The 25,094-nt window shown below is 59.6% G+C and carries 17 protein-coding genes; 13 read left to right on the top strand and 4 right to left on the bottom strand.

From position 1 onward, the window contains the following. Window positions 1-122: 122 nt before the first annotated feature. Window positions 123-1,205 (bottom strand): dipeptidase, encoded by a 1,083-nt coding sequence (locus tag PY793_RS02205; protein WP_275176469.1) that lies wholly within the window; start codon window positions 1,203-1,205, stop codon window positions 123-125. 116 nt (window positions 1,206-1,321) lie between these two features. Here PY793_RS02205 and PY793_RS02200 point away from each other — a divergent pair, with 116 nt between their 5' ends. After that, window positions 1,322-2,122 carry an exodeoxyribonuclease III gene (locus PY793_RS02200; protein ID WP_275176686.1) on the top strand — a complete coding sequence of 267 codons (801 nt, stop codon included), beginning with the start codon at window positions 1,322-1,324 and terminating at the stop codon, window positions 2,120-2,122. 61 nt (window positions 2,123-2,183) lie between these two features. On the opposite strand, the gene PY793_RS02195 is transcribed toward PY793_RS02200, so the two are convergent. Together PY793_RS02195 and PY793_RS02190 are read right to left on the bottom strand one after the other, a co-directional pair. Beyond that, on the bottom strand, window positions 2,184-6,398 hold the full coding sequence (locus PY793_RS02195) for a translocation/assembly module TamB domain-containing protein (RefSeq protein ID WP_275176468.1): 4,215 nt from the start codon (window positions 6,396-6,398) through the stop codon (window positions 2,184-2,186). Further along, window positions 6,398-8,335: an autotransporter assembly complex protein TamA gene (locus tag PY793_RS02190; protein ID WP_408744645.1), complete on the bottom strand. Its 1,938-nt coding sequence runs from the start codon at window positions 8,333-8,335 to the stop codon at window positions 6,398-6,400. Before PY793_RS02190 ends, PY793_RS02195 begins: the two co-directional genes overlap by 1 nt. A gap of 335 nt (window positions 8,336-8,670) precedes the next feature. Here PY793_RS02190 and PY793_RS02185 point away from each other — a divergent pair, with 335 nt between their 5' ends. The 8 genes from PY793_RS02185 to PY793_RS02150 all read left to right on the top strand — a co-directional run bounded on the left by PY793_RS02185 (window position 8,671) and on the right by PY793_RS02150 (window position 19,874). Next, window positions 8,671-9,669, top strand: coding sequence for a lysophospholipid acyltransferase family protein (locus PY793_RS02185; RefSeq protein ID WP_275176684.1), 999 nt, complete (start codon window positions 8,671-8,673; stop codon window positions 9,667-9,669). Between the two features lie 172 nt (window positions 9,670-9,841). Beyond that, window positions 9,842-11,260: a tRNA (N6-isopentenyl adenosine(37)-C2)-methylthiotransferase MiaB gene (gene miaB / locus PY793_RS02180; protein WP_275176467.1), complete on the top strand. Its 1,419-nt coding sequence runs from the start codon at window positions 9,842-9,844 to the stop codon at window positions 11,258-11,260. Continuing rightward, window positions 11,257-12,354 carry a PhoH family protein gene (locus PY793_RS02175; protein ID WP_408744644.1) on the top strand — a complete coding sequence of 366 codons (1,098 nt, stop codon included), beginning with the start codon at window positions 11,257-11,259 and terminating at the stop codon, window positions 12,352-12,354. Before miaB ends, PY793_RS02175 begins: the two co-directional genes overlap by 4 nt. Further along, entirely contained in the window at window positions 12,338-12,880 is a 543-nt protein-coding gene (gene ybeY / locus PY793_RS02170) for an rRNA maturation RNase YbeY (RefSeq protein WP_275176466.1), read from the top strand. Before PY793_RS02175 ends, ybeY begins: the two co-directional genes overlap by 17 nt. Beyond that, window positions 12,877-13,824 carry a hemolysin family protein gene (locus tag PY793_RS02165; RefSeq protein WP_275176465.1) on the top strand — a complete coding sequence of 316 codons (948 nt, stop codon included), beginning with the start codon at window positions 12,877-12,879 and terminating at the stop codon, window positions 13,822-13,824. Before ybeY ends, PY793_RS02165 begins: the two co-directional genes overlap by 4 nt. 70 nt (window positions 13,825-13,894) lie before the next feature. Continuing rightward, a complete protein-coding gene (locus tag PY793_RS02160; RefSeq protein WP_275176464.1) occupies window positions 13,895-14,515 on the top strand; it encodes a DsbA family protein in 621 nt (206 codons plus the stop codon). A gap of 48 nt (window positions 14,516-14,563) precedes the next feature. Next, the gene (locus PY793_RS02155) at window positions 14,564-19,111 is read left to right on the top strand and encodes a coiled-coil domain-containing protein (protein WP_275176463.1); all 4,548 of its coding nucleotides are present in this window, start codon (window positions 14,564-14,566) and stop codon (window positions 19,109-19,111) included. After that, a complete protein-coding gene (locus PY793_RS02150; RefSeq protein ID WP_275176462.1) occupies window positions 19,098-19,874 on the top strand; it encodes a hypothetical protein in 777 nt (258 codons plus the stop codon). Before PY793_RS02155 ends, PY793_RS02150 begins: the two co-directional genes overlap by 14 nt. Window positions 19,875-20,005: 131 nt before the next feature. On the opposite strand, the gene PY793_RS02145 is transcribed toward PY793_RS02150, so the two are convergent. Further along, the gene (locus PY793_RS02145) at window positions 20,006-21,523 is read right to left on the bottom strand and encodes an acetyl-CoA hydrolase/transferase family protein (RefSeq protein ID WP_275176461.1); all 1,518 of its coding nucleotides are present in this window, start codon (window positions 21,521-21,523) and stop codon (window positions 20,006-20,008) included. A gap of 308 nt (window positions 21,524-21,831) precedes the next feature. On the opposite strand from PY793_RS02145, the gene PY793_RS02140 reads away from it, so the two are divergent. The 4 genes from PY793_RS02140 (at window position 21,832) to gltA (ending at window position 24,986) form a co-directional block, all read left to right on the top strand. Next, window positions 21,832-22,575 (top strand): metallophosphoesterase, encoded by a 744-nt coding sequence (locus PY793_RS02140; RefSeq protein WP_275176460.1) that lies wholly within the window; start codon window positions 21,832-21,834, stop codon window positions 22,573-22,575. A 69-nt stretch (window positions 22,576-22,644) separates the two neighbouring features. Then, the gene (locus tag PY793_RS02135) at window positions 22,645-22,965 is read left to right on the top strand and encodes a chorismate mutase (protein ID WP_408744643.1); all 321 of its coding nucleotides are present in this window, start codon (window positions 22,645-22,647) and stop codon (window positions 22,963-22,965) included. 14 nt (window positions 22,966-22,979) lie between these two features. Beyond that, a complete protein-coding gene (locus PY793_RS02130) occupies window positions 22,980-23,525 on the top strand; it encodes a SixA phosphatase family protein (protein ID WP_275176459.1) in 546 nt (181 codons plus the stop codon). A gap of 150 nt (window positions 23,526-23,675) precedes the next feature. Further along, window positions 23,676-24,986 (top strand): citrate synthase, encoded by a 1,311-nt coding sequence (gene gltA / locus PY793_RS02125; RefSeq protein ID WP_275176458.1) that lies wholly within the window; start codon window positions 23,676-23,678, stop codon window positions 24,984-24,986. Window positions 24,987-25,094 lie beyond the last annotated feature (108 nt).

Raw genomic sequence — 25,094 nt, 5'->3', positions numbered from 1 at the left:
ATCAAACACGCCACATCATTGATTTAAAAGAATTTTCTTCTGGAGCGCTCTTAACCCATCATTGCTTTTTTGAACTCTTTGTTGAAAATAGAGCATGTCAAGAGGAATAGTGGACAAAATTTTCAGCCTGTGACGTGGACTGTAATCTCGCTTTGTTCCGCCACCTGTTCCGCCTTTTCCAGCAGCCGCAAAAAATTCTCCCCCCAGAAGGCCGCTATCTCACTGCGGTCATACCCCCGGCGCAGCAGTTCGGCGGTAATGTTGGCGCCCTGCGTTGCATCCTGCCAGTCCGCCAGTGCGCCACCGCCATCAAAATCGGAGGAAATCCCGACGTAAGCCGGGCCAAGCCTGCGCACCACATAGTCAATATGATCCACAAGGTCAGCAACACTGGCAGAACGCCGCCCCTCCTCCGGTTTGGGTTTGAGGAAGGCAGGCATCGCGGTGATCTGGATCAGCCCGCCACTGGCACCGAGCGCATCAAGCTGCTCATCATCCAGATTCCGTGGATGGTCACACAATGTACGCACGCACGAATGGCTGGCAACAACGGGTGTGGCCGAGGCCGCAACGGCCTGAAGCATGGTCTGTCTGGAGGCATGGGATACATCCACAAGCAGGCCAAGCCTGTTCATCTCCCGCACGGCTTCGCGCCCAAGGGCGGAAAGCCCACCATGTTTTTGCGGCGTATCCCCCAGACTGGGGCGATGGATGGCTGCATCCGCCAGTGCATTATGCCCGTTATGGGTCAGGGTCACATACCGGGCACCCCGTCTGGCAAACGCGCCAAGCAGAGCCGGATCCTCTCCCATACCGTAGCCATTTTCCACTGCGGGAATAACCGCAATCACCCCCCTGGCGTGGGCCACCCGAATATCGGCCACACGGGAGCAGATGCCCGCTGTTACCCCATGATGCGTACCCTGCATGGTGTTGATGGCGTCCAGCATGGCCAGACATTCCTGCTGCACCTGCGCATGCGCCTGATCTGTCACCGGCCCCTGTGCCGTGTACGCCACAAAGCAGCCCGCTGACATGCCACCACGCTGCATTTTGGGCAGATCCACCTTACGCTGGGGAGTATCCTCAAACGCATCGGCCCGGTCAGGCCACGGAATGTCGATATGACTATCGAGTGTCAGGAGGGCGCGGTGCAGGGCGACGGCGTCCTGCGGGAGGGCTGGCTGGGGGTGTTGGGTATCCATGCTTTTAATATCATGGTGTGGTTGCAAAAAATTGCAAGAGTCCTCCCGCTCCTGTGTGCATGGAGGCGTCTGTCTTTTTACTTGCCCTCCCTCACACAATACGCCATGCCCTGCCCATGCGACTTGTGACATGGAACATCAATTCCCTCCGCCTGCGTATGCCGCTGCTGGAAAAGCTGACCACCGCCTTGCAGCCAGATGTTATCTGCCTGCAGGAAACCAAGGTGACAGACGCGCTTTTCCCGCATGAGAGCGTGCGCGCCCTTGGGTTTGAACACCTGCACTACAAGGGCATGAAGGGGTATAACGGCGTGGCCATTCTCTCGCGCCTGCCGCTCAGCCCGGTTGTGGACACACCAACATGGTACGGGCAGGAAGACTGCCGCCATATTGCCGCCACCGTCCATGCGCCGGGGGGCGACATCACCCTGCATGATTTTTACGTCCCCGCAGGCGGGGATGAGCCAGACCCCGAAACCAACCCGAAATTTGCCCACAAGCTTGCCTTTGTGGATGAAGCCACGCAGTGGTTTGCACAGCAAAAACCAGCCCGCACGGTGCTGGTCGGTGACCTGAACATCGCGCCACTTGAACACGATGTGTGGAACCACAGGCAACTGCTGAAAATTGTCAGCCATACACCGCCGGAAACCCAGCGCCTGACCCACTGGCAGCAGACCGGCTTTGTGGACGCCATGCGCCGTTTTGTCCCCCCCACGGACAAGCTGTACACATGGTGGTCCTACCGTAACAAGGACTGGCGCAAGTCTAACCGGGGCCGCAGGCTGGACCACATATGGGTCACACCGGACCTACTGCCCGAACTGGCGCATATGACCGTGCTGGAAGAGGCCAGAGACTGGCCATCCCCCTCCGACCATGTGCCTGTGGTCATGGACATTCGCCCTCAGCCCTGAACAAACACCACTCCAGACGGGCAGAGCCCCCCACAGGGTGTAACGGCATGCTCACGCCCGTTTAATAGCGATACTGCCAGATCAGCCCCACGCTGCTCCCCGGATCGTTTTCTGGTGTGGTAAAGCCCGTTACGGACCCGCCGCTCCCTACCGTGGTATTGAGTTTAAGGTGGTTTGTCAGGTCCACCTGCACCTGCGCCTGCGTGCCCGAGCCGGAAGTAGCCTGTTTGGCCCCCACGTAAACACCTTTCATGACGTATTTACCAGCTTCTACGCTGGCCCCGCCATTACCAACGCCCGAACCGCCCCCCACGGCCAACCTGTCCAGATGCAGGGTTTTGCGCAAGGTGCCCATGGGGTCAAAGGTGGTCAGGCCGGTCAGGGTCGCCAGTGCCGTGCCAACCTCCACCATCTGCGTGGAGGAAAGCGAGCGTGCATCCGTACCAAACAGCAGCATGGCCAGAACCTGATCCTGCGGCAGGGAAGGTATGGAATCAAAACTGATTTTGGGGGCGCTGGCATAACCTCCCACCTTCAGCATGGCCGTCTGGCCTTCCACGGCGCGATCGGCCTCAAAATCAAGCGTTGGGTCAAGCTTGTGCCCAACGCCAGAGCCATTAAAACCGACCCGCCCCTTGCTAAAGTTGAGCGAAATCCCCGCCAGATCAAAATTACCACGTTTGAGGTCAAACCCGCCGGTTACGACGGGGACCTGTGCCGTGCCCGTTACATTCAGGCGACCGGCCATTTCCGCATCCAGCCCGTGCCCTCGCACAAAAAACTTGCCCGGTGATGTCAGCTTGAGGTCCAGCCCGATAACGGACTGATGCGTGGAGGCAGCCATGGCGTCCTCCAGCCGTTTTTTTTCCTCACCGGGGCGTATGATATCCAGACGTGCAACAGATACGGGGAGCGAATTGGGAATATTGATTTCCACACGCCGCAAATCTACTCCACCGATCACATCCATACGCGTCTGCACCTGCCCGCGCACGGTTATGTCGGCATTGAGCACCGCAGTCAGCAGGTCGCTCGTAACCGGGCGCGCATCTTTGGCAAACAGATGCAGGTCCATGGGCATGCCTGGCATGGCAATCCCCACAAAGCCACTTGCTCCCAGCGTGCCATTCCCGGCTTTTGCGCTGAGTGCCTGAATAACGATACGGTCCCGCGCTCCCACCATACGCCCGTTGATGGCGCTCAGGTGAACACCCTGCGCAAAATCCTGAAAATCCGCATTGATCAGGTCAATCGCACCCATAACAGCGGGAGAAGCAGGTGTGCCACGCACCTGAAGGGCCATCTGCACCTTCCCCTGCGCCTGCCGGGCCTGCGCCCCGAGGATACCATTGGCGATGCTCAGGTCCAGCTTCCCGTTGGCCTGTAAATTCATCTGCCCCGTTCTGGAAAGGGGGACATTGCCGCGCACCTGCAGGCCCATTTTGCTTCCGGCTGACGCATCAAGCTGCACCTGTGCCTGTGTGCGGGCGAGACTGGCCGTGCCCTCCACCTCCATTGCCGGAACAGAGGCGGCGGCAGAACTATCCATCATGCGCAGGTTGCTACCCCTGATCTGCACCCTGCCTTCGGGCTTATCCAGCGCACCAGACAGTTTGGCGTTCAGTGACACGACCCCCCTGGCATCAAGATTCGGCATAAACGGGTGCGCCAGTGCCGGGGTTACATTGCGAATATCCGCCGTAACCGACAGGCTGGGCTTTATCCTCCCCGCCACATCCAGCGTGGCGGGCTGGCTGCCTTGCGTGCTCATTACCGCACGCAGGCGGTCGATCCCCAGTGTCTCTCCAAACGAGACAAGCACAGGTGCCTGCAGGCGCAGGGTCTCCTGCTTTGCCGTAGCAGTCAGCTTCTGGAGTTTGATCTGTTTATCCGGAAGGTTCAGCACAGCCTGTGTATTCAGCATCAGGGGGCTGCCCAGCCAGCTTGCTGGCCCCACCTGCGCGGAAAGCACCATGCCCGTATCCGGCCCTTTTGCGCTCAACAGCGCCTGCCCGCTTACCCCGGCCACCCCGAGCCCCCCAAGACGCAGGGTCAGGTCCGGCGTGGGATGGGCAACCGGGTCGGTAATGGAACCTGCCAGCACGATCGATCCCACTTTAAATGTGGGTGTAAGCACACTCCCCTTGAGCCTGAGCGCTACAACCGGCTTGTACTCAACCATGGTGGTACTGACTGACGCTGCCAGCGAGCCCGCTATTTTCTGGCCAACAAGGGAACCATAATCCGCCAGCCTGCCAACTGTCAGGTTCAGATTCCCCTGCGGCACCACCTCTTTGGGGGCGAGCGTTAGTGTACCTTCCCCTTTTGTGCTGCTCCAGCCCAGCTTTTGCAGGTCAAGATGACGCACGCCATCTGCCGCCTGCCCAAACGCCACAGCCAGTTGCGCTGGTGCGCGGTCCAATGTGCCCTCAAGGGTCAGTGTGCCCTGAGGGGCTTCTGGCAGATGGACAACCGATGCATCCAGCGCCAAGGCCCCCTTGGGCATTGTAGCGGTACCCAGGTTGGCCTTTATCCCCAATGTGGCGACAAAATCCTGCAACGGTCCTTTAAGGGCGAGTACGATATTGGTATCCCCCCGCAAGGTAGGAACCAGTTTTTCCAGCGCAGGCAGGCCAATATCGGCGGTTATGTCCACATTGCGCCCTGTCTGCATGTGGCCCAGTAATTTGGCGGCCAGCGCCTGCCCCGACAGGGTGAATGAGGACACATCAATCTGCTGCCCGGCAGACATGCCCGCCTGCGCTGGCAGCGGATGCATGGCCGCGGCAAGGGCAAAATGCCCATCCGGCCCCATAAGCCCGGCAGCCATCGCCTGCCCACCCGTTATTGCCAGTTGGCCGTCGGCGGTAAAATGGGTCTCCCCCTGCGGGTCACGGGGGCGGTCAAACCGTGCGCTCAGGCTTGCATGCCCGCGTAGGGGCACACCTGCCACCTCGCCCATGGGCAGCAGGTCAGGCACTCTCAGGCTGAATGTGCCACTTTGCGGAGCCGCCGCCTGCACAGTACCGGACAGGGCAACAACGGGGTGCTCCAGCGTAAAAACCACCGGTAGCCCCGGCTCGGCTGGTTTGGCCACAGCATCCAGCCTGAGTGGGGCCGCCGCCAGCAATGTGGGCGCCTTACCCGGCAGACGCAGCCCATCGGCTGTAAGTGTCAGGTGGAGCTGTTCGGCCACGGCAACAGCCTTACCACCTTCCCCCGCAAAGCGGACATTCAGTGCTCCCACCTGCACGCCCGAAGCAGCCAGTTGATCCACCTCCAGATGCGCCGTGCCGTGGGGAGCCGCCATTTTGCCATTAAGACGGGCGGCAAGGCGCACGGCCTGCCACCCGACATCTGGCGCAAGATCAAGCCGGGGCGACTGGGCGGAAACCTCCAGCCGGGCCATTTGCTGCGCAAGCAGGTCCAGCGTGCCGCGCGCCTGCGCACTCACAGCCCCGGCGGAAGCGGTAAACGCCAGAGTGCTGGCCGTGACCGGGCCCTGCATGTCCAGCCTGAGCGCCAGAGGGGCCAGTTGCGGCATGCCCAGCAGGGTTGCCACAAACCCGCCGTCTGCGCCTTCGCTCGCATTCAGGTGCAGCGCAAGCTTGCCCCCCCCCGTTGCCGTAGTCAGGCTGATCTGCCCGGTCTGGTCCAGCCGCGTAACCTGTATGGCAATATCGGAATGAGGGAGCTTTGGCAGGCTCAGCCCATTAAGAACCGCATCAATATTGGCAAGCCTGCCATGACCGCTCACACGGAAGCTGGCAGCCTGCCCGGCAAGAGAAGCGCCCACATTAATCCGCCCGACCTCCAGCCTGCGAATATCCACCCCCATCCGCAAAGCTGACGGGGAAGACAGCTCGGGCTGGGCTGACTGCGGTGTGGGCTCGGACACTGGCAGGCGCGGAATATCCAGCCCGCTCGCACTAAACTCATAAATGCGGGCCTGCCGCCACACCATGGCTATAGGCGACCAGTCGAACCGCACGTCATGCAGTGTCAGCCACGCGCCCTGCCGGTCATGGATCGCCAGCGTTTTAACGCGCAGATTATCGGGAAAACGGCCAGACACCCCCTCCAGCGTGACCATGCCCCCGGTGAGGGATGCGGTCTGGCGCACCAGCATCCGCCGCCCCGGACCCGTATTGATGCCCACCAGCAGTAGGGTTGTCGCCAGCACGCCAATACCAGCCAGTGAACCCGCGATTATCAGCGCAAAACGGCCTGCACGCCACCATAGGCTGCGCGGGGGGGCAGGTTTGGCGTCTGGCATCAGAATGTTTCTCCCAATCCGATATACAAATCCCACGCATCCCCACGTGGCGCGCGGTTAAGTGGCACCGCCACGTCCAGCCGGACCGGACCGATAGGGGTGTAATACCGGACACCCCCCCCCGCCCCCACACGCAAGGTACCGGTAAAGGGCATGCTGTTACTGCCTACCTGCCCGGCATCGGCAAAGGCGGCCAGACCAAAACTTTTTAACAGACGCTGCCTGTATTCCACCGTCCCCGCATCCAGAGAGGTGCCACCAATGGCGTATTTGGTATGGCCATACTGTGGTCCAACGCCCTGCCAGCGATAACCACGCACCGTAGCACTTCCCCCCGCATACATGCGCTGATCAGGCGGAATGTCCCATGTGCCTGCGCCTTGAATACTGCCAATGGTCCCACGAAAAGCCAGAATGCTCCGCCCCGGACGGCTTATGCCCAGCCTGTGCAGGTCCACGTAAGTGGAGGCTGTGGCATTCATGATTGCAAAAAACGATGTACCCGCCCCCTTGCTGCCCAGAGAGACAGAGGGAGTCACGTTAATGCTTGCACGCACCCCATGCGTTGCAGGCTCTATGGGGTTGTCCACCCCGGTATTGTCATACATGCCCGAAAGTGGAGCCGAAAGAATGGTGTAACTGCGCGAAACACCAAACTGCTCGATTCTTTCCTGCTCAGCGGCAAGACCAAAATTACCGTTCCAGTTTTTGACCAGCGGGCGGGTTATGCCACCACGCAGCAGCAGCGCTGTCTGCCGGTAGGACCATAACAACTGCCGCAGTCCTTCTATGCGGGCATTCAGGTTCTGTTTGCTTTCCAGAAAGTCAGGCTTGAAAAAATCAGCATACACGTCATACCCCACCCCCTGCTGGGCAGACCCGCCAAGACCGGTAATCAGGGCTGTCAGGCGCAGACGTTCGGCATTGCCGAGCAGGTTGCTATGGGTCCACGTGGCCCCCACACGTGCGCCAAGATCCGTGGAATACCCAAGCTCGGCCCCAATGGAACGGCGCTTGCCTTCCTGGAAAGAAAAATCCAGCGGCATGGTGCCATTAACCGCCTTGCTGGAGGCATCCCTGACCGTCACGTTGGAAAAAACACCCAGAGTAGTCAGGTCCTGCCGTGCGGCCTCTATGCGGGAAGGCTGGTACAATTCCCCCTCATGCACACCCAGACGCCTGCGCACGAACGATTCATGCACCCGCCTGAGCCCTTCCATACTGATCCTGCCAATATCCAGTATGGGGCCGGGCACAACAGGGTACACAATATCCACCGTTCTGGTAGACGGACGCAGATAGGCCATCGGCTTGTCCACCTGTGCCAGAGCGTGCCCACTCTCGCGCAGGGCGTCCATCAGACGGCCCCCGGCAGCCAGCACATCCGCAGCTATGGCGGGCTGGCCTGTGTGCAGACCAAACGCTGCTTGCTGTTCCTGAGTAAGATGCGGCGCAACGCCGGTAGCACTTTCCACCAGCTTGACCGAGCCAAGATGGAAGAGCGGGCCTGTATCAACCTTAATGATAATATTTACCCTGTCATGCTCGGGAACGGCCCCAAGCCATGATGCCAGAGCACTGGACATGCCATCCATGGCAATACCCTGCCTGCCATTGCGGAGCATGATGCGCACAGTGCCGTTGTAATACCCGCAGCTTTCCAGCGCGCCGCGCAGGCGGTCATATTCATTCCGGACACGCCCGGCCAGTGCAAACGGCCCAACCGCCCGCGTGGATTGCAGGCTCAACAGGTCGGACGATGCCTTGAGCGCGGTATCCAGATCACTCTGCCCGGTTGAAGCAAGGTCTGTCACATAAGGCTGCGGATCTGCCGCATGCGCGCCACTGGCTAACACGCTCCATAGCGCCACTCCGACCAGAAGCCGATTCGCGGTACCAGTAAATCTGCCAAGTATGTTGTGGTTGTAAACGGCCACTCTGTCCTGTCTGTCTGTTACTGCATGAAAGCTATGTGGCCCGTTGTCCGGGCTTATTTTTACATGTTTCCCCCACTTACAACCATACCATGACAAAAATTGGGTATTCCGCCAAAAAAACCTTCTCACACGGTGGATTGTCCCCTCCCCCCTCTTCGCGGTATGAGAACGCATGTTTATGTGTTTCTTCCACATTACTGCCCGCTCCTTGGCCCATCCGGCCAGCCTCTGGCAGAAGCAGGACCATGCGCACCAAGCCTGACCAACCTACGCAGCCCCTGCCTCCGGGCACGTCTGCCACCGCCCCGATCTCTCCCCTTCCGTCATGGGTAGATATGCTGTTCCGCCGTGCGGGGCAGGCACGTTCGGCCATACGTCTGACAGGGCTGCTGGTGTGGGTGCCACTTTCCGTTGGGTTTGAGGCCTGCCTGTTACTCGTGCCCGGCACGGCCAAAATCCGGTGGACGCGCGTGATCTGGGGCGTGCTGTGCCGCATTATTGGCCTGCATATTACAGTCTGGGGAAAAAGGGTGGGCACGGTTGGGGGCATAAAGGCCCGCAGACGGGGCGAGCGTCCCGTTATTTATATTTCCAACCATATGTCCTGGCTGGACGTGCCCGTGCTGGGCACGTTGCTGCCCTCTGTTTTTGTGGCTAAGGGTGATATTGAAAAATGGCCGGTCATGGGGATTGTCTGCCATATTGGCCGCACTATTTTTGTCAGCCGACAGCGCAGCACCACCGGGCGCGAACGGGACCAGATGATCCAGCGTATGGTGAACGGAGACAATCTGATCCTCTTCCCCGAAGGGACATCCTCCGATGGCTCGCGCGTTCTGCCCTTCATGTCCGCTTTTTTCGCCATCGCCAAACTGCCCAAACTCAAGGAAGGCATGGACGCAAACCTGTTGCCCGTCACTTACGGACCCGGCATGGCACCGCTTATACAGCCTGTCTCCCTGGTCTATGATGAACTGGAAGGTCTGCCGGTCAGCCGGTTCCGCCGCCCTGTTTTTTCATGGTACGGGGATATGGATCTGGGCCCGCATCTCTGGCAGCTTTTGCAGTGGAAGCGCTCGCATGTGACCGTTGTGCTGCACGAACCTCTGGACCCAGACCTGTTCTCCAGTCGCAAGGCGCTGGCGCAGGCGGCATGGAAAGCCGTGGCCGATGGCTGTGCCGATCTGCGGCAGCACCGCGAGCCACGCGTTCAGCCCGGCCGGTTCAGCGCTGCTTCCCTGCCCGCCAATTTTTTGCCCGCACATGTCAAGAAAACAAAACTGCTGCTTGACAGAGCGGCCTCATTTTTTGCTTCATTGAAAAAGAGAACTTAACCCGCGCGACCGCCCCCAGGTGGCCTGCGCAGTGTTCACGGCGGGAGGCCACTCTGTCCGGCACGGCATGGCTCTTATGGCGCACCATTCCACCCCACGCCCCACCAAGCCGTGAGAAAAGAGGCTTGACCTGCGCCCCTGCTCGCCTGATGTCCTCTTTCCGCCGCATGGAATGGGCCAGCGGCAGAGCGGAGTGGCAGCCATTATGACCCGAACCCCCGACCAGACAGCACCATCACGCGCCTTGCATGTGATTACATGGGGCTGCCAGATGAACGTGTATGACAGTGCACGCATGGGGGATGTGCTGCGCCCGTTAGGCTACCAGCCGGTGGATACGCCCGACACGGCGGATATGATCATCCTCAACACCTGTCATATCCGTGACCGCGCGGCGGAAAAGGTCTTTTCCGAACTCGGGCGGCTGCGGCTGATCAAGGAGGCGCGCAAGGCGGAAGGCCAGCAGACCATTATTGCCGTGGCCGGATGTGTGGCGCAGGCCGAAGGGCAGGAAATTCTGGCCCGCGCACCGTATGTGGACATTGTTCTTGGCCCGCAGACATACCACCGCCTGCCAGAAATGGTGGCCCGCGCAGCCCGCGCAGGAAATGCCATTATCGAAACCGACTTCCCCACCGAGCAGAAATTTGACTTCCTGCCCGAAGCAGAAGCCCCGCAGACTCCGGGCAACTACACAGCCTTCCTGACCATTCAGGAGGGCTGCGACAAATTCTGCTCCTTTTGTGTGGTACCCTACACCCGTGGAGCAGAAAGCAGCCGCAGTGTGCAGTCCGTGCTGGCCGAAGCCCGCCGCATGGCCCAAAGTGGCGTGCGCGAAATCAGCCTGCTGGGGCAGAATGTCAACGCCTATCACGGCGAAGGCCCCGATGGCGCCGTATGGGACCTGACCCGTCTGGCCTATGCGCTGGCCGAAATCCCCGGTCTGTCCCGTATCCGCTACACCACATCCCACCCGCGGGACATGAACGATGCGCTGATCGCCGCCCACCGCGACCTGCCTGCACTCATGCCGTTCCTCCACCTGCCCGTACAGTCCGGCTCCGATCGCATTCTGCGCGCCATGAACCGTGGCCACACGGCAGATGAGTACCGCGATCTTGTGCACCGCCTGCGCGCTGTCAGGCCGGACCTTGCCCTGTCCTCCGACTTTATTATCGGCCATCCGGGCGAGACGGAGGAAGATTTTGAAGCCACCATGCAGCTTGTGCGGGATGTGGGGTTTGCGCTGGCCTATTCCTTTAAATACTCCCCCCGACCGGGCACCCCGGCTGCGGGCGCGCCCTTGCAGGTGCCCGAGGACGTAAAGGATGCCCGGCTGCAGGCCCTGCAAAAACTCCTGCGCGAACAGCAAGATGCGTTTAACGCATCCATGGTTGGCAAGACCGTGCCCGTCCTGTTTACTGGCAAGGGGCGCAAGCCCGGGCAGATTGCAGGGCGCTCACCCTGGCTCCAGCCGGTCCATGTGATCGGCCCTGACCGCCTGATCGGCCAGACGGTGCCAGTCCGCATAACAGAACGCCTGACAAACTCGCTGGGCGGTATTCTGGAAGAGGAGAATGTATACGCTTGAACACCACGCGCACGTCCCCCCCTCCTTCCGTCGCGGTTGCGGAGCTGGTTCAGCCTGTAACCCTGCAATTTGAAAATAATACGCTGCTCGCCCGACTGGTCGGAGACCACGACAGGCATCTGCGCTGCCTGGAAGAAGGGCTGGAAGTGGACGTCGCACGACGCGGCAACCGCATTTCCATCCGTGGTCTGCCAGAAACCGCATCCCTTGCCCGCACGACCCTGAGCCTGCTGTACCAGAAACTGGCAGCAGGCGAGACCATAGACATCAGCGCAGTAGAGGCGGCCATACGCATGTCCAAAGTGCATGAAAGCAGACCCACCCTCCCCCTGTCTGTTGCTCCGGCAACCCCCATTGCCAATCAGGACCCCACGCTGCCCGTTATCCGGCTGCGTCAGGGCAACATAGAACCCCGCTCCCCCGGACAGGCCAGCTACATGCGCACCCTTGCCAGCAGGGAACTTGTGTTTGGCATTGGCCCGGCGGGTACGGGCAAAACCTACCTTGCGGTCGCTCAGGCGGTTTCTCTCCTGCTGGCAGGCTCCATTGACCGGATCATTCTCTCCCGCCCCGCAGTGGAAGCCGGCGAGCGGCTTGGCTTTTTGCCCGGAGATATGAAGGACAAGATCGACCCCTACCTGCGCCCCCTCTACGACGCCCTGCATGACATGCTCCCCGGTGATCAGGTCATGCGCCGCATGAGTGCGGGCGAGATTGAGGTTGCCCCCCTTGCCTTCATGCGTGGGCGTACACTCTCGCACGCTTTTGTTATTCTGGACGAAGCCCAGAATACCACCATCGCGCAGATGAAGATGTTCCTTACCCGCCTTGGGCCGGGCTCCCGCATGGTTGTAACAGGGGATCTGACCCAGATTGACCTGCCGCATGATACGCCCTCGGGCCTGCAGGATGCGGTCGACACGCTTGAAAACGTCAAGGGAATTACCATTTGCCGTTTTGAAGCGGCTGATGTTGTGCGACACAAGCTGGTCGCGCGCATTATTGAAGCTTATGATGCAAAAACGACGACGGCTGATAAAAAAGGGCACTCCCGCCACAAGGGCCGTCAGGAGAACAATGGAACCGCGAAGTAGTCTTGGCCCTGTCCTGCCCCCGGACGTGGCCGACCCTGTGGATACGGACCCGTATCCAACAGGGTTTCATGATGCGTTGACACAGGACGGCCCGGATGTGCTGATCCGGGACGCACGCTGGCGCTCCTACGCCCCCGCACCCGAAAAAACCGTGCGTCGCGCTCTGGCGGCCTGCACGCACTATGGCCTTGAACCCGGCAGTGTTGTGCTGGCAAGCGACCGGGAGGTGCGGCGGCTTAATGGCAGGCACCGGGGCAAGTATAAACCAACCAATGTTCTGACCTTTGAACCCCCACCCGGCTATGGCGGGGGCGATATTATTCTGGCACTGGAAACGGTTGTACGCGAAGCGCGCAAGGCAGGGCGACCGGTCAGCCACCATCTGGCGCATCTGGTTGTGCATGGCAGCCTGCATCTGGCTGGCTATGACCACCACCATCCGGGTGATGCACGGGAAATGGAAATGCTGGAATCCCGCCTGCTTTCCCGCATGAAAGTGCCTAACCCGTGGAAAACCCGGTCATGAGCGAGCACGACACTTCAGCCGAACGGGCGGAGCCTTCCGGACGTGGCCTGTTTTCGTTTTTTCATCGCAAAAAACCGACAGGCGGATTGCGCAGTTCCATCGCCGCTCTTGTGCAGCAGGCCGCTGAAGCGGGGGATGAGAGCGCAGCAGATGGTGAAAAGCCAGAACTCGACCGGCAGGAACGCGCGCTGATCGCCAATATCCTGCGCCTGCGCAACATTTCGGCCGATGATGTAATGGTGCCCAGAGCCGATATTGTGGCCATGCCGGTCTCCATCAGTCTGGACGAGGCACTGGCCATGATGCGACGAGAAAACCACTCGCGCATGCCCGTGTACCGCGACCAGCTTGATGACATTGTCGGCATGATCCACGTAAAGGACCTTATTGCCTACGTAGGCACCAGCGAGGCCTTCAATCTGGAACCCCTGCTCCGCCAGCCCCTGTTTATTGCCCCGCAGATTCCCGTACTGGACCTGCTGCTGCAAATGCGTCAGCGCCACATGCACCTTGCCCTCGTTATTGACGAATATGGGGGCATTGACGGTCTGGTAACGATTGAAGACCTGATCGAAACCATTGTGGGCGACATTTCCGACGAGCATGACGAACCCGAAGCGGTGCTGATCACCCCCCGCCCCGATGGGTCGTATGACGTGGATGCCCGCTGCCCGGTGGAAGAATTCGAGCAGAAGATAGGTCCGATTCTGACCGAAAGCGAAAAAGAAGCCGAAATCGAGACCATTGGCGGCCTTGTTTTTCGTATGGCCGGGCATGTACCCGCACGCGGCGAGGTGCTGACGCACGAAAACGGCTATCTGTTCCGCGTGCTGGATGCAGATGCACGGCATATCCGCCGTGTACGGGTGCGCAGGCTGGGCAGCGAGGGGGAAAACGCCTCCAATCCACAGGCTCTGGCAGGGCAGACTGCAACAACAGGTTGACGGCGGTTCTTTCTGCCGCCATCCCTGTTCGCAGCATTATGGTCCATTGATCGGGAAGGCTTGGTTCCTCATGTCCTTTACACGTCGTTCTTTTCTTGTCGCCACGGGCGCGGTTCTCACCGCCAGTTCACTCTCTGGACTGGCCTTTGCTGCCGATGTAGCAGATACGCGCTTTACCCCGCGCGTGCTGGGCAACCCCAACGCCAAGGTGGTGGTGGAGGAATGGTTCTCCCTGACCTGCATCCACTGCGCGCATTTTGCTGAAGAAACCTTCCCGCAGATCAAGAAAAACCTGATTGATACAGGCAAAATCCGTTACGTTTTTCATGACTTCCCCACCGACCAGCTTGCAACGCTTGCCGCCATGGTCGCCCGCACCCTGCCCGAAGAACGATACGAACCCTTCTGCTCGGCCGTGCTTTCCAGTCTGGACCGCTGGGCGTACAATAACGAAGTCGACCACAAGGCCGAGCTGCAGAAAATGGCGGCCTTTGCTGGCATGCCCGCCGAAACATTTGACAAAGCGGTAACGGACCAGAAGCTGCTCCAGTTCATCATGACCGAACAGAGCGAGGCACAGGACAAATACAGCATTGAGTCCACTCCCACCTTCCGCTTCAACAACAAGGAGCAGGTGTCCAGCGCCCTCTCCTACGACGACTTTGTTAAATATCTGACCAAGGCAAACTGACTGTTTTTTTAACAGTCAGCCTATCCGACCAGAAAAACACAGATCTGTATGACGGTTCGTTTTGTTCGCCTCCGTATTGTGGGGTTTAAAAGCTTTGCCGACCCCATAACCGTGGAACTGCTCCCCGGTCTGACCGGCGTTGTAGGTCCTAACGGATGCGGCAAATCCAACGTGGTGGAAGCGCTCCGTTGGGTTATGGGGGAATCCTCCGCCCGTTCCCTGCGCGGGGGAGAAATGGATGACCTTATTTTTGCTGGCACAGCCGGGCGTCCCGCCCGCTCGCTGGCGGAAGTCACCGTAACGCTGGAAGGCACAAAAGGCTTTGGCCCCGCAGCCTTTGCCGATCTGGACGAACTCCAGATTACCCGCAGGGCCGAACGTGGTGCGGGTAGCGATTACCGCATTAACGGTCGTCCCGTCCGCGCAAGGGATGTGCAGACCCTGTTTGCCGATCTGGCATCTGGTGCGCGCTCCTCCGCCATGGTCAGTCAGGGCCGGGTGGCCATGCTGGTCGGTGCCCGCCCGGAAGAGCGGCGCAGTATTCTGGAAGAAGCCGCGGGCATTACCGGCCTGCATGCCCGCAGGCACGAAGCCGAGATCAAGCTCCGCGCGACTGAAGGCAACCTGACCCGCGCCGAAGACCGCCGCGTGCAGTTGACCGAGCGGCTGAGCGGTCTGGCCGAACAATCACGCGAGGCCACGCGCTACCGCGAAATTTCCGCAGCCCTGCGGGAGGCGGAAACCGAACTGCTGGCAGTCCTGCACGCGCGGGCCAGACTGGCCGTGGAGCGTGCGGCAAGTGCCACCGTGCAGGCGCGCAAAACCCTGAGTGAGCATGAAGAGGCCGCAGAAACCGCTGTTCTGGCCGAATTTGAAGCCACCAAAGCTCTGCCAACCCTGCGTGAAAAAGCCGATTCCGCCCGCACGGCGCTGGAGCGCTGCCGCGTTCTGGCTGAAGGCGTAGTCAAGGAGGAAGAACGCGCCGCAGCTCAGGCGCAGGCCGCAGCCGAACTGCTGCAACAGCACGAGGCCGATGCCCTGGCCGCACACACCCGCCTGCAGGACGTGCTGGACACGCTCGAACGCGTTAAGGCGGATATGGCCGAAGCGCTGGTAGCCCGGACGTCCCTCCCCAGCCGCACAGCCGATGTCGAGCAGCAGATACAGCAGCTAAACGCCCAGCAGGCTGAAACCGAGCAGACCCTTGCCAGCCTGACAGCAGAACTGAACGCCGCCCGCGCGGGCAAGGAGCGGGCCGAAGACAGCCTGAACAATGCCCGCACACGGCACGACCGGGTAGCTCTCGCGCTCAACACCATTCAGGCCGAACTGGCGGAGCTGGAAAGCCAGCTCCCCTCCGTGCAGGCACTGGCTATGGCACAGGAACAGGCAGAGCAGGCCACACAGGCCCAGCAGGCCGCCAAAGCCGCGCAGGAGGAAGTCGAGCGCCTTTGCGCCCAGTGTAATATTGACCTCTCCATTGCCAAAAACAATGCACAGGCCGCACAGGCCGCTCACAACGAACAACAAAAAGCCCTGCAACAGGCCCGCCAGCGCCTGACTGCCCTGCGGGCTGAACTGCATGGAGCAGAAAAGCGCCATGCCGAAGCACTGGAGGCTCTTATCAGCCCCGACGTGCTGGATGCACTCCAAACCAGCAGCCAGCAGGCAGCAGCCACACTGGAGCAGGCCACGCAGGCACAGGAAAAAGCCGAGGCCGAACGCCGTGCCGCCAGCACGGCCTTTACCGAGGCCAGCCGCACGGCACAGGAGGCTGAAGCACACCAGCGCAGTGCAGCCGAAGCCCTGCGCACGGCCAGCACCACGCAGCAACGCGCGCAGCACGAAGCACAGACCCTTACACGGGAGCTGGACAAGGTTCGGGCCGAAACCATTGCCGACACTGTTCTGGACAGCGCCAGACAGGCCCGCATCCAGCAGGAAAATGCTCTGGCCCAGACCGGGGCCGAGCTGGAGCAGGCCGAACACACGCTGAGTACACATAAAGCCCGGTACACAACGGCCCAAGACCAGCAGACCATACTCCAGACCGAACTCACCCGCCTGCAGGCTCAGGCCGAAGGGCTGGATCAGGCTCTGGGGCAGGAGAGCGCAGCCGCGGAAAACCCGGTTTCCGCCCGGATTAGCGTTCCCGAAGAGTACGAAAATGCTCTGGCGGCTGCTCTGGCAGAAGGACTGGATGCACCCGCGGCAACCAATACCCCCCAAGGCTGGCTGCACCTCCCGCCTGAGAGCCTGCCTCCCCTGCCCGGTGGCGCACAGCCGCTCAGAAACCATATTACCGCGCCGCCGGAACTGGACCGGGTTCTGCTCTCCAGCGGCCTGCTCCTCGATGGTGCGGATGGGCGCGCGCTTCAGGCCTTGCTGGCTCCCGGACAATGCCTGGTATCCACCGCAGGAGACCTGTGGCGATGGGACGGATTTTATACCCGGTCAGGGGAAAGCAGCACGGCTGCCCGCAGGCTGGCCCAACGCCGTATTCTGCGTGAAACCCAAAGCCGCCTGAACATATTGCAAGCTGACCTGCCCGCCATACAGGCGAGTGTTGCAAACTGCGCGGCCGCCTTACAGGCTCATGAGGACCTGCTCAAACAACTCCGCAGCAGCCGCCACATGCAGGAACAGGCCCTCCAAAAAGCCCGCGCGCATGAGACCGAAACAGAGCGCCGCCACGCCTCCTACCGCGCAAGGCTGGATGCCATACTCCCCCAGCATGAGCGCGCACAGGCGGCTCTGGCCGAAGCCGAAGCCACACTCAGCAGCGCCCGGCTTGCACATGAGAGCCTGCCATCCCTGCAGGATACCCAAAACGCCCTTGCCACCACGCGCGACAGAAACGCTGCGGCACAAACGGCCGAACAGCAGGCTCACACAACCTTCAAACAGACACAGGCCGCCCTGCAAACCGCACGCGACAAGCTGGCCCGCGCCGAACAGCAGCATGCTTCCGCCACAACCCGGCTGGAGACGCTCACCCCCGAGCTTGAGCGCCTGCGCCACAATCTGGCAACGGAATCCACGACCGTTACGGAAATGGAAGATAGGCTGACCTCTGCCCAATCCATGCAGCAGACCCGGAATGCCCTGCATGAAGCGCAGGAAAAGCTGAACGCCGCCAACACAGCTCTGCAGGCTGCAACACAGACCACCTTGCACGCCGATGAACAGATGGCTGCAACCGCGCAGGCCAACCGCATATTACAGGAGCAGGCCCTTACCCTGCGCAGTCGTCTGGCAGGACTGACCCCACGGCAGGCAGAACTGCATACCGACCATGCGGACACCCAACAAAGCCTGCTGACGGCTCAGGCTGCGCTGGATACCGCCTGCGCCGCAGTGCCGGAAGATGCACCGGCCAGACTGGACAACCTGAACGCCCAGAAGGCCGACCTGCTGAGCAGGCTTGACGCCGCGCGTGAACTTCGTGCCGCCCTGCAAGCTGAATCCACCACGCTGGCAGAACGGATTAGTGCGCTCAACACCGCACAGGCCGAGTGGAGCGCGCGTGAAGACCTTGCCCGGACAGACACCACAAATGCCCTCCAGCGGCTGGAAACCGCACGGGCCAACCACAACAAGGTGGCCGAACTCCCCACTGCGGCACAGCAGCAAAAAGCCAGCACACTGGCAGCGCTGGAAGATGCAGAGGAGCACTTTATGCAGGCCGACCGCCTGCGGGCCGAAGCCGAAGCCGCCCTGACCGCCGCCCATGAACTGCGCCGCAAAACAGAGGGAGAACTGGCCACAGCACGTGAAAACCTGCTTAAGGCAGAAGGCAAGAGCGAGCAGGCCCATGCCATTCTGGACCAGTTGCTGGCAGAAACACCTGCCCCGCCCAGACAACCCGTTTCCGACCTGACAGAAGGGGCCGAAACCTCCCTGCGCCGCAAGATTGCCCGCCTGACCCGTGAACGCGACGATATGGGGCCGGTCAACCTGCGGGCCGAACTGGAGGCGGAGGAAGCCTCCACTCAGGCCCAGACCCTTGGGGCCGAAATGAACGATCTGGAGGAGGCCATAAACCGCCTGCGGGGTTCCATAGGTTCGCTTAACAAGGAAGGGCGTGAGCGGCTTATGGCGGTGTTCACACAGGTGGACCAGCATTTTCAGTCCCTTTTTACCCGCATGTTCGGTGGTGGCCGCGCCCATCTGGGCCTTGTCGGGAGTGATGACCCGCTTGAAGCCGGGCTGGAAATCTATGCGCAGCCACCGGGCAAGAAACTGGCCACACTGTCGCTCCTGTCCGGAGGTGAACAAGCTTTAACCGCGCTTTCCTTGATTTTTGCCGTGTTCCGCTGTAACCCTGCTCCGATATGCGTACTGGACGAAGTGGATGCCCCACTGGATGACGCCAATGTAGGCCGCTTTAGCGCCCTGCTCGGCGACATGGTTGCAGAAGCCGGTACGCGTTTTCTGGTCGTGACACACCACCAGCTCACCATGGCCCATATGGACCAGCTTTTTGGTGTAACCATGCAGGAACGCGGGGTAAGCCGCGTTCTTTCTGTTGATCTGGCTAAAGCGGCCTCCATGGTCGGTCAGAAGGACAAGGAACCCACTGATGTCACATCCTGAAAAGGGAGCTGACATGTCTGTTTGCTGCGGAACCACCACCTCGCACAGGTGTTTGAAAAAAAATGCCGTTGCGGCAACCCTGTGCGTGGCATCCGTAGCCGTGCTGGCCATCCACCACACCAAGACCAGTGGTATTATGGCGCGCATTCACCACGGACTTATTGTCTGTGCCAGCAACACAGGCACACAAAGCGTTGCACAGGCCGCGACCATTTCCTCCATGGAACGGCCCGCCATGGTGCGCCTTGGCCTGACCAGCGGCACGGATGGACAGGTTGCGGTAGAGCCGGGCAGCAGTACGCTTGCCACCGTTCTGGACTCCGCCAGGCATTCCAACACCCTGCTGATGCTCGACCTGCATGGGACTGACCCCAAAGAAGTGGCGCATGAGGTCAGTAAGGCCCATATGCGTGACCGGGTCATTTTTGTGCCAGCCGACTACAAAAGCACCGCTGCGGCCCTAAAAGCCGATTCCAAGGTTATGGTGGCCATTCCCATAAGCTCCGAGCGGGACGCCTATAACGCGCATCGCATGGCTGGACGCCACCCTTACGCGGCCTACCTTCCCTCCTCTGCTGCACCCAGTCTGTTCTCTCTGGTTCACCGCGATGCCGAGGCCATTATTACAGATACCCCTTCGGCCAAAATATCTACGACGGATTTTCTGGCAAACAGGCCGGTTGATATCGTTATTACCCACCAGCCTTACCAGTTGACCACCTCCCTTGCCGTAACCGGGTCTTCCACCACCCATTCCGAATAACACCTGACTCTGCGCCTGTTGCGCCCTGCAAAACTGCATGGCTGATCGGGTTGAAGCTGAGAGGCTCCCAACAAAAAACCCCTGCCCTTTTCGCAAGAGCAGGGGTTTTCAGCCCGTATAAGGCAACCCGCTTACGCGGGAAGCATGGAGCCTGTTTCAATAAACCGCTGGTGCCAGGACAGGGCTTCGGTCAGCAGATGGGGTGTATGCTTGCCAAAGGAATCCTTGCACGCACGGTCCAGATAGTCCTGCAGCATCGGACGGTAATCGGGATGTGCGCATTTTTTGATAATGGTCTGAGCGCGCTTGACGGGTGAAAGCCCGCGAAGATCGGCCAGCCCCTGCTCGGTCACAAAAATCTGGGTATCCTGCATGATATGGTCCACATGAGCCGCCATGGGCACAATGGCCGATATCTTACCGCCCTTGGCTGTGGACGGTGACAGGAAGATGGACAGATAAGCGTTACGGGCAAAATCCCCCGAGCCACCAATACCGTTCATCATTTTCGAACCCATGACACGGGTGGAATTGACGTTACCGTAAATATCCGCCTCGATCATGCCGTTCATGGCAATACAGCCCAACTGGCGGATAACGCCCGTGCTGTTGCTGATGTCCTGCTGACGCAGGATGATCTTGGAGCGGAAGAAGTCCATTCGGTTGTTGATCTCTTCCGCCGCTTCAGGGCTCAGAGAAAACGATGTCGCCGAGGCAATGCGCATACGCCCCGAATCCAGCATGGCAAGCATGCCATCCTGAATAACTTCGCTAAAACCAACCAGATTTTCAAATGGCCCTTCATTCAGGCCGTCAAGCACAGCATTGGCTACGTTGCCAACACCGGACTGCAACGGCAGCAGGGAGGGCGGCAGGCGGTTCTGTTTGACTTCATGCTCAAAAAAATCAAGCAGGTAGCCCGCAATGGCCTTGGCTGTACCATCTGGCGCGGCGAATGGTGCGTTACGGTCGCTGTCATTCGTACGGACAATGGCCTGAATCTTGCCCGGATCAACCTTGAGGAACGTGCGGCCAATGCGCTGGTCCGCACGGGAGAGCGGAATAATATCACGCGGGGCGGCACCATAGCTGTTGCCATCCCAGACGTCATGCGTACCTTCCAGCTCCGGATTCTGCCATTCGTTGACTTCGATGATGACCTTGTCAGCCAGATCAAGAAAAGCCTGCGAATTGCCAACAGAGGAGGTCGGTACAATGCCGCCTTCTTCCGTAATGGCTGTAGCTTCCACCACGGCAACATCGAACTTGCCGTAATTGCCCTGGCATGCGCGCAGAGCCACCTGCCCGAGATGGTTATCAAAATAATCCGTCTCGCCAGCATTAATGCGGTTGCGCATGGCCGGATCGGTATTGAACGGAGAGCGGAAGGAAACACCATTAACCTTGCCCAGCTCGCCATCAAGCTGCGGGCCGGTGGATGCGCCCGTAATCAGGCTGATCCGGTGTTCCTGCCCATTGTTATGGGCAGCTTCCATCTGCTGGGCCAGGGCCATGGGCACGGCCTTGGGGTAGCCTGCGCCAGTAAAACCACTGGTGCCCACTACGTCACCGTTTCGGATCAGCTTTGCCGCGGCCTCTGCCGGGCAAACCTTGCTACGCAGCGCGACGTTCCGAATGCGCTCTGTCATGAGAGGCCTTCCTGTTTTTTCTTCTCAAACTGTTCCGAACATACAAAAGCTGCAAATCACCCCAGAGTTCCTGCGTCACGCTCCAATCGGGAGCCATGCGCCACCAGACTGTGGCTCTGCCCTGCCTTTGCATTTTCAGGCTTGTTTCCGCCCCTGAAAGTTCTTGCACCCTATGCTTAAACAGAAGCTTCTGGCGCGTCACATACTTGTGCATGCGTATGATCCCTTCAAAAAAAACTTGCCAGCACCGTTCCTGTTTTCGCTCGAAAAGCCTACATGAAGGTTAGGAAAGAACGGGTAGGGATGGCATGTTCACGGATACCAGGCATGACGAAAACGTGAAGAACGCAATGCGCAAAGGACTCCGCATTGTGGGCGATGTGCATGGTGATCTGGAAGCATTCCGCCATGCCGTGGCCACGGATCGTTTTATCATCCAGCTGGGTGATCTGGTGGATTACGGGCCAGACAGCGCAGGTGTGCTGCGCCTGATGTTACAGGTCCAGCGCGAAGGGCGCGGGCTGTTCCTGATTGGCAACCACGACCGCAAGCTGGGTCGTGCGCTTATGGGCAAGAAGCTCCGCTCCTCCCCTCATCTGGACGAAACGCTGGCCCAGCTGACTGCGCCAGATAACGCGGATGTCCTGCATGACGTGCTCCCCGCGCTGGAACAGGCTCCGGCGTGGCTGGTCATGGGGCGGACAGTTTTTGTGCATGGCGCGTTTGAGCCACACATGCTGAACGAACCCCCGCCACCACCGCTTGGACGCGTGACCTACCTGCTCTCCCGCGCTTTGTTTGGTGAAACCACGAGCCGCATACAGGCCGATGGCTACCCGGAACGCACGCTCAACTGGGTCAACCATATTCCCGACGGCTATACAGTTTACTGTGGACATGACCAGCGTTCGACCAATGGCTGCCCCCTGACCATACCCGGCCGGGCTGGTGGGCGCGCCATATTTGTAGATACGGGCGCAGGGAAAGGCGGACATCTGGCTTGGGTGGATCTGCCTTACCCGCCTGTGGAAGAAAATTTTTTTGTCTGTTAACGTCCGGGCGTTACGCATTTATAACGCTCCTATAATGTTCTTTCCCAGCAGCCAGAGACCTTGATCACCGTGACAAATCAGCCGTGCCCCCCGGAAGCCCTGCAGGACCTCCGCCGCAGCATAGACAATATTGACGCAGCTCTTGTAGCCATGCTGGCGGAACGCTTCCGCTGCACCAAGGCAGTGGGAGCACTCAAGGCCCTCCACAAGCTCCCTCCCGCAGACCCTGCGCGTGAGACTCAGCAGATCGCGCGCCTGCGCCACCTTGCCGAAGACGCACATCTTGACCCTGACTTTGCGGAGAAATTCCTCAACTTCATCATCCATGAGGTGATCCGCCACCATGAAGCCATTGCGCTTGAAGCAGCCCCTCCCCCCGTATCCCCATAACATCATGTGATTTTATGCCTGCTCTCCCCACACCCCGCTGCCTGATTCTGCTCCGTCATGCGGAAGCGGTTACGCCTGATCCGGGCAATTTTTCCACCGCGTCAGACATGCAGCGCCCCTTGACCCATGATGGTCAATGCGCCGCCATACGGTGCGGGATATGGCTCCACCAAAACGGACTGCTCCCCGATGTGGTTCTGTGCAGCCCGGCGGCAAGAACGCAGCAAACCCTTTCTGGCATACAGAGCGCCCTCCCTCCTTCCAGCGCAGATACCGTATTTTTGTGCCCCGAAATATACGAAGCCAACCTTGATACCCTGATCAGAGTGCTCAGACAGGCTCCCCCACAGGCTCGCACCGTTCTGCTGGTCGGGCACAATCCCGGCATTTCAGAGTTTGCACGCTGGCTGGATAGCGGGAACGAAATGCTCGATCAGGGATTCGCTCCGGCTTCACTTGCGGTCTTCGAGATGATTGGCAGCGACCTTGTTCCAGACCAGACCACTTGGGCAAACTGTGACGATCTGAGCCTCACTTTGCACACATTCACGCGACCCTGAGAGAAAAAACCCCGGTTTTCCGCCGTTGTGCGCGCGTGATAACGCGCGGTTTATCAGGATGAACCTTTTTGTTTGCTCCTGAATGGGAGACAACAGTCAAACAGCAGGCCGCAGCCGCGACCGTGACCCCATTATGCAAAAGGAAACACCATGAGCGTGTCGCAGAACGAGGGTAAGCAGTCCACCGCTACCATTTCGATCGGTGGCAAAACCGCCGAGATGCCCGTACTTTCTGGCAATCTTGGGCCGGATGTTATTGATATTCGTAAGCTGCCCTCAGAACTGGGCGTGTTCACGTTTGACCCCGGTTACGGCGAAACGGCCTCCTGCAACAGCAAGATCACCTTTATTGATGGTGATAAAGGTATTCTGCTACACCGTGGCTACCCTATTGCCCAGTTGGCGGAAAACGCTTCCTACGAAGAGGTGATCTATCTCCTGCTCAATGGCGAACTGCCCGACAAGGCGCAGTACGATGCTTTTTCCACCACGCTGACAAACCACACCCTGCTCCATGAGCAGATCCGCAACTTCTTTAATGGGTTTCGGCGCGATGCCCACCCCATGGCCATTCTGTGTGGCACGGTTGGTGCTCTTTCCGCCTTTTACCCCGATGCCAGCGACATCGCCATTCCTGCAAACCGCGATCTGGCGGCTATGCGTCTGATCGCCAAAATCCCGACCATTGCGGCCTGGGCCTACAAATATACACAGGGCGACGCCTTTATTTACCCGCGTAATGACCTGAACTACGCGGAAAACTTTTTGTCCATGATGTTCGCACGCATGTCCGAACCCTATAAGGTCAACCCTGTTCTGGCCCGCGCCATGAACCGGATCCTGATCCTGCATGCAGATCATGAGCAGAATGCTTCCACCTCCACCGTGCGTCTGGCGGGGTCCACTGGGGCCAACCCGTTCGCCTGTATTGCCGCAGGCATTGCCGCCCTGTGGGGACCCGCTCATGGCGGAGCCAACGAAGCCGTGCTGAAAATGCTGGCCCATATTGGTAAAAAAGAAAATATTCCTGCCTTTATCGCTCAGGTCAAAGACAAGAACAGCGGCGTCAAGCTTATGGGCTTTGGCCACCGTGTTTACAAAAACTTCGATCCACGCGCCAAAATCATGCAGCAGACCTGCCATGAAGTTCTTAAAGAACTGGGCATCAAGGATGATCCACTGCTTGATCTGGCAGTCGAGCTGGAAAACATTGCACTCAGCGACGACTACTTTGTGCAGCGTAAACTCTATCCCAACGTGGATTTCTATTCCGGCATTATCCTCAAGGCCATGGGCATTCCCACCAGCATGTTCACCGTGCTGTTCGCCGTTGCCCGGACCACCGGCTGGGTAAGCCAGTGGAAGGAAATGATCGAGGAACCAGGCCAGCGTATCAGCCGTCCCCGCCAGTTGTATCTGGGCGCAACGGAACGGGATTTTGTACCCTTCAGCAAACGCTAAAAGCTGATTATCCTGCTTATTTGTAAAAACTGGCCCGTGGCAACACGGGCCAGTTTTTTTGTTCATAACAGAAACCAGACAAGCACCGGGCCGTTATGAACTGCAAAC

Origin of the sequence: Acetobacter fabarum, assembly GCF_029069195.1 — a bacterium.
GTDB classification, from domain to species: domain Bacteria; phylum Pseudomonadota; class Alphaproteobacteria; order Acetobacterales; family Acetobacteraceae; genus Acetobacter; species Acetobacter fabarum_A.
The sequence above is the reverse complement of the archived record's forward strand: the minus strand, read 5'-3'. Positions and strand labels throughout refer to the sequence as shown.

Coding starts and splice junctions, on each gene's coding strand:
- PY793_RS02205 (WP_275176469.1), bottom strand. CDS start 1,205: ATGGATACCCAACACCCCCAGCCAGCCCTCCCGCAGGACGCCGTCGCC.
- PY793_RS02200 (WP_275176686.1), top strand. CDS start 1,322: ATGCGACTTGTGACATGGAACATCAATTCCCTCCGCCTGCGTATGCCG.
- PY793_RS02195 (WP_275176468.1), bottom strand. CDS start 6,398: ATGCCAGACGCCAAACCTGCCCCCCCGCGCAGCCTATGGTGGCGTGCA.
- PY793_RS02185 (WP_275176684.1), top strand. CDS start 8,671: ATGCTGTTCCGCCGTGCGGGGCAGGCACGTTCGGCCATACGTCTGACA.
- miaB (WP_275176467.1), top strand. CDS start 9,842: ATGGGCCAGCGGCAGAGCGGAGTGGCAGCCATTATGACCCGAACCCCC.
- ybeY (WP_275176466.1), top strand. CDS start 12,338: ATGGAACCGCGAAGTAGTCTTGGCCCTGTCCTGCCCCCGGACGTGGCC.
- PY793_RS02165 (WP_275176465.1), top strand. CDS start 12,877: ATGAGCGAGCACGACACTTCAGCCGAACGGGCGGAGCCTTCCGGACGT.
- PY793_RS02160 (WP_275176464.1), top strand. CDS start 13,895: ATGTCCTTTACACGTCGTTCTTTTCTTGTCGCCACGGGCGCGGTTCTC.
- PY793_RS02155 (WP_275176463.1), top strand. CDS start 14,564: ATGACGGTTCGTTTTGTTCGCCTCCGTATTGTGGGGTTTAAAAGCTTT.
- PY793_RS02150 (WP_275176462.1), top strand. CDS start 19,098: ATGTCACATCCTGAAAAGGGAGCTGACATGTCTGTTTGCTGCGGAACC.
- PY793_RS02145 (WP_275176461.1), bottom strand. CDS start 21,523: ATGACAGAGCGCATTCGGAACGTCGCGCTGCGTAGCAAGGTTTGCCCG.
- PY793_RS02140 (WP_275176460.1), top strand. CDS start 21,832: ATGTTCACGGATACCAGGCATGACGAAAACGTGAAGAACGCAATGCGC.
- PY793_RS02130 (WP_275176459.1), top strand. CDS start 22,980: ATGCCTGCTCTCCCCACACCCCGCTGCCTGATTCTGCTCCGTCATGCG.
- gltA (WP_275176458.1), top strand. CDS start 23,676: ATGAGCGTGTCGCAGAACGAGGGTAAGCAGTCCACCGCTACCATTTCG.